At 65.1% G+C, this 5,111-nt stretch carries 3 protein-coding genes and 1 pseudogene; 2 read left to right on the top strand and 2 right to left on the bottom strand.

From position 1 onward, the window contains the following. Together CAPSK01_RS16135 and CAPSK01_RS16130 are read left to right on the top strand one after the other, a co-directional pair. Positions 1-549 (top strand): glycosyltransferase family 2 protein (locus CAPSK01_RS16135; RefSeq protein WP_273703854.1); only part of this gene is annotated, 549 nt, incomplete at its 5' end. A 73-nt stretch (positions 550-622) separates the two neighbouring features. Then, positions 623-1,822, top strand: coding sequence for a cation:proton antiporter (locus CAPSK01_RS16130; protein WP_034928993.1), 1,200 nt, complete (start codon positions 623-625; stop codon positions 1,820-1,822). A gap of 118 nt (positions 1,823-1,940) precedes the next feature. On the opposite strand, the gene CAPSK01_RS16125 is transcribed toward CAPSK01_RS16130, so the two are convergent. Together CAPSK01_RS16125 and CAPSK01_RS16120 are read right to left on the bottom strand one after the other, a co-directional pair. Beyond that, positions 1,941-3,074 carry a hypothetical protein gene (locus CAPSK01_RS16125; protein WP_273703853.1) on the bottom strand — a complete coding sequence of 378 codons (1,134 nt, stop codon included), beginning with the start codon at positions 3,072-3,074 and terminating at the stop codon, positions 1,941-1,943. Further along, positions 3,071-5,111: pseudogene (locus tag CAPSK01_RS16120) on the bottom strand (hypothetical protein); the annotation flags it as partial. The pseudogene CAPSK01_RS16120 and the gene CAPSK01_RS16125, both read right to left, overlap by 4 nt.

Here is a 5,111-nt window from a genome sequence, read left to right as displayed (position 1 = left end):
AAGGGCGCAGCGGTGCTGGCGGGCATCAGCCAGGCGCGGGTCGCCGGGTTCACGCACGCGCTGACGATGGATTCCGACGGCCAGCACCCGGCCGACCTGATTCCGGCCTTCATGGCGGCCTCGCAGGATCGTCCGGAAGCGATGGTTCTCGGCAAGCCGGTGTTCGCCGCCGACGCGCCGGCGCTGCGCGTCAATGGGCGCAAGGTGTCGAACGGCTGGGCGAATCTCGAGACGCTGTGGATGGGAGTCGGCGACTCGCTCTACGGTTTCCGCGTCTACCCGATCGCCCCGCTGCAGCGGATCATGCAGGCCAACCGCTGGATGCGCCGCTTCGATTTCGACCCCGAGGCCGTCGTTCGCCTGTGCTGGGCCGGCGTGCCGCCGCTCAACCGCGACGCTCCGGTCCGCTACCTGCGACCGGACGAGGGTGGCGTCTCGCATTTCCGCTACCTGCGCGACAACACCCTGTTGACCTGGATGCACGCCCGGCTGTTTCTCGGTTTCCTGCTCCGGTTGCCCTGGCTGCTGGCCAGGAAACTCGGCGGCTGAAGGTCCGGTCACCCTGAGCCCATGCCCGGCGCGATGACGCGACGAATCGATGACTCGCTGAGTCCATAAACGTATGAACACGACGGAGATCTTCCTGATCGCCATGGCGATCATTTTCACGCTGCCCTGGCTGATCTGGCGGGTCGGCCGGACCGATTACTACGCGCCGCTGGTCGTCGTCCAGATCGTCACCGGCATCCTGCTCGGGCCGGGAGTCCTTGGCCGCTTCTCTCCCGACGCTTACGCCTTCGTTTTCAACCCGACGGTGGTGCAGTCGCTGAACGGCATCGCCTGGTGGGCCGTGATGTTGTTCGTGATGATCGCCGGCGTCGAACTCGATCTCAGACAGGCCTGGGCGCATCGTCGCGAGAGCAGCATCACCGCCGGACTGGCGCTCGGCACGCCGCTCGCCTTCGGCTGCCTGGCCGCCGGCCTGATGCTGCTGCACGACGGCTGGATCGGGCCACGGGCGATGGCCTGGCAGTTCGTTCTCGGCATCGGCATGGCCTGCGCGGTGACGGCGCTGCCGATCCTGATCCTGCTGATGGAAAAGCTCGCCATCCTGCGCCAGCCGATCGGCCAGCGCATCCTGCGCTACGCCAGTCTCGACGATATCGCCATCTGGGGGGTGCTGGCACTGATCCTGATGGACTGGGGCCGGGTGGGCAGACAGTTCGGCTTCCTGGTCGCCTTCGCGCTCCTTGGCTACGCCTTCCGGGCGCTGATGCGGCGGCTGGCGGAACGCGACCGCTGGCATGTGGCGCTGATCTGGCTGACCGTCTGCGCCTTCGGTGCCGACTGGTCGGGACTGCACTTCATGGTCGGCGCCTTCCTGGCGGGCGCGATCATGGACACCGAGTGGTTCGATCAGGAACGGATGGACCTGCTGCGCCACCATGTGCTGCTGGTCGTCATGCCGGTCTTCTTCCTGAGCACCGGCTTGCGCACCAACTGGACGCTCGGCGGTGAGGCCGTATTCGTCGCCGCCGGCATCCTGCTCGTCGCGTCGGTCGGCGGCAAGCTGCTCGGCGCGCACATCGCCGGCCGCCTGCTCAACTGGGCGCCGGGCGAGGCGAGCATCATTGGCTGGCTGCTGCAGACCAAGGCGCTGATCATGATCATCTTCGCCAACATCCTGCTCGACAAGCAGGTCATCAGCAGCGAGGCTTTCACCGCCCTGCTGCTGATGGCCGTCGCCAGCACCATGCTCACCGTACCGGTCGTGGCGCCGAAGCTGCAACGGCTGCGGGAGATCGTCTTGCGGAGTAACTGAGGCCGGGAGGTTAGGCGGTGCGTGCCCAAGTCCAACCCGAATCGCGCGAATTGCGGGCAAGCTCGCAGACGCGCTTCACTTCGGTCAGAACTTCCCTGCCCTGCGGAAACATTCCACCTTACTTCCGTAGCGCACAATCGATCACACAGACTTGGATGCGACGGCTCTCTTCGACGGAGAGCGTCTGCCGTAAGCGCTCTTCGAGTTCGGCCGCGCTACGCGGCTTCTTTCCTTCCTGGGGCAATGGCATGTGCTCGCCGCCAAACCAGAACACCAGGTAGATGCCGAAACCGTCCGCTCCAGGGTCGCGGGTATAGCGTTGGATCAGTTGTTCGTGAATCGCACGCCATAGATCTGCGTGGCTGTCCTTCTTGATCTCAATGGGCACGTTGAAGCCCTGTGCGCCGCCGAAGGAGACGCGGATATCGGCGCGCCTGTCCTCGGCGTAATAACCTTCTTTGACTGCGTCAACGCCGAGCCGGCCGAGGCGTTCGGTCAGGTCGGACAGCAGGGCATCGCGGCAATCGTTCTCCGGTTTCGGCCGTAACAGCCTATTGTTCGACTCGTCGAGGCTCCAATATTGTCGGTAATCATTGGTACTGCCGTCGCGAATCTTGCCAGCCAGATCGCGCAGATGCGCATCGGCCAGCGCCGCGAGATCGGCGGCGTTGGCCGGCTCGCGGTTGGCCAGGGTGCGACAGACCTCAGCGACCTCCAGCCGCTGGAAGCACGCCTTGCGCCGAGCGATACGCTGGACCTGCGCGGCATGACGCAAGCGCTTGTGCCACGGCTCCAGCTTTGACATGGTCAGCAGACGCTCCAGCTCCAGCCTGGCGGCTTCGCTCGGGTTGCCGCCGAGCGCGTCGATGAGGGAACACACCTGTTCAACGGTCTGCATGGTCGGGCTGACCCAGAATGCGCCCAGTGGACGTTCGGGAGGACTGCCCGGCGCCAGCAGTTCGATCAGCATGGCCAGCGTCGACTCGGGCAGATTGTCGCTCGCGCGAGGGCGCCATTCGCGATCACGCAGAAATGCTCCGAGATGCGCAGCCAAGGTCTTGCTCTTGCCGATGTGGGCGGCAAGCAATGCTTCATACCCATGCGGCGCAATCATCAGGCCGCAGGCGAGCCAATACACGCGCAGGGCAGCACTCATGCTGCCCTGCGCCAGCCGTGCCGAGACAATGGCGGCCAATGTCGGCCCGTCGAGATGGCGCAGCGCGCCCTTGAGCAGCGGGTCGAGCACGTTCACCAACAGTTGGTTCTTGGCCCGCAGAGGAAAGCCCTTGAGCAGATCGGGACAAGAGGTCGTAGATAGGCTTCAAACTCCGGATGCGCGGCGATCCAGGGGGCAAGGTAGTCCAGGGCATCAAGCGTCAGAAATCCCTGTCCACCTTGGCCGATCAGCCGCCATGCCGCCTGCGCAAAATAAAAGTGCTGAAATTCGCCGTGCGTTGCGGCTGCCGCCCGGTCCAGGTACCAGGGAACGATGTCGGCTGGTGGCTCCGCGCCGTACAGGCGGGACGTACAATTTGACAGGCAGAACCAGACGTTTTCCTTGTCGATGCAGCGTACGGCGCCGACAAGCAACGTCACCTTGTAGCGTTCCGGCCGCGCCGCAAGCCAGGCGGCGACACGCTTTTGGTGCTGGTCATCAATGCGCGGCGAGTCGTGTTCGTCCAATCCCGCACCAAGCCAATCGTACAGGCGCGTATCGTCGATGGTGTCGCCGTGCGTTTCCAGTGCGCGCGCCAGCAGGCCGCCAGCCATACGTTCCACCTGCAGATCGTCGAGCGATTTGCGCAAGGCCGGACTTCGTTTTGCCCACTGGTAGAGAAGTTCTGGCAGCGTTTCCGCCTGCGCAGTTTCCGGCAGATGGTGTCCCCAGAACATGCGATAGACGCCGATGAGGCGATCCTGCTTTTCCTGGTGCAGGAAGTCGAACAATTCGACCGGCCGGATGAACTCGGGGAACAGCTCCGTCAGCAGGCAACCGAGCAACTCGTCGTCGTTGTCCTCCACTATTCCGGCTTGAACGCTTCTGGCAATGGCGACCAGGCGAGCGGCATTGCGCGGCAGGTCGCGCAGCAGAATCTTCAGGGCCGAGTGGCGGATGTGCGAAGGGTAGCTCGCATCCCGAGCCACGGCCTCGAGCAGCGCATCGAAGCGCAGCAATTCCTCCGGCGCTGCGATCTTGGCCAACCGCGGGCCGTAGCGCAGCGCATCCAGCGCGCACTCGAGCAGGGCGATGTCGGCCTCTGAGCGCGAGTGGTCAGCGAGCAATTCCAGGAATACCGGCACCATGTCGGATGTGGCCAGAGCGCCGAAAGGTGCGGCAGTCCAGTCCTGAAAGCGGAAATGGGGATAGCGCTCGGCTTCGGCTTTGAGCGCGGCGAGCACGCGGCGCTTGTCATCGATCGGGAAGTCGCGCACATCACCATAAAGCACGACGCCATGCGGATCGCGTTCGACGAGTTCGGCGCGCGCGCTGCGGCAATGCACGGAGAACCAAGCGGCCACGCCGCGCAGGTCGGGGGCGATGCCGCCGTCCTCGGCGGCCATGAGTGCAACGACGCGACCGAGCGGCAAGCCTTGTCTGTCGATCAGCGCCGCCAGATGCCGTGCGCCGAGGTATTCGGCAATGCTGCGATGGACAGGGAGGCGTTGCTGTTCGCAGTCGTCGCGCTGAAACAGGCCGCTGGCCAGCGCATCGAGCAATGGCCTGTCGCAGGAGGCGGCAAGCTCGCGCCAGAGACTGTGCTGATCATCCACAGCGTCGTCGTCGAGGGCAAAGCCCGCGATACCCGCGAGCAGTTGCACGGCGCAGAGGAAACCTGCCGCGTCGAGCAGGGCGTCGTCCGTCCGTGCGCTGGCGCGCGTCGTCGCACGGCGCTCCGCGTTGAGTTCGCGCACCAGTTGCCGGCAGGCGATTTCGTAGGTCTCGCGGCGACCGTCGGGCCAGCTTTCGCCAACAGCGCGAGCCAGCAGAGTCAGCGTCTGCGGGTTGCGTAGCAGCTCGGCCAGTCCGTGGCGTTCCGCTTGGTGGACGAAATCTGCCGGATCGGTGCGGCCGAATTTGTGTGCGAGCAACAAGGCGATATCGGCGTCGCTCAGCGGATCGAGGTGCAGGACGGCGAGCGAGCCACCGGGCGCAACCTCTAGCAGGGCAGCACGGTCGCTGTCGCCGTACCAGTCGGCCTCGCGGCATGAGAGCCGGAAGGCAGGACGACCGAGACGGTCGAGATGCTGCCGAACTTGGTACAGCGGTGTGCGGCCGTCGCCGCCGGCC

Origin of the sequence: Candidatus Accumulibacter vicinus (assembly GCF_000584955.1) — a bacterium.
Taxonomy (GTDB): Bacteria; Pseudomonadota; Gammaproteobacteria; order Burkholderiales; family Rhodocyclaceae; genus Accumulibacter; species Accumulibacter vicinus.
The sequence above is the reverse complement of the archived record's forward strand: the minus strand, read 5'-3'. Positions and strand labels throughout refer to the sequence as shown.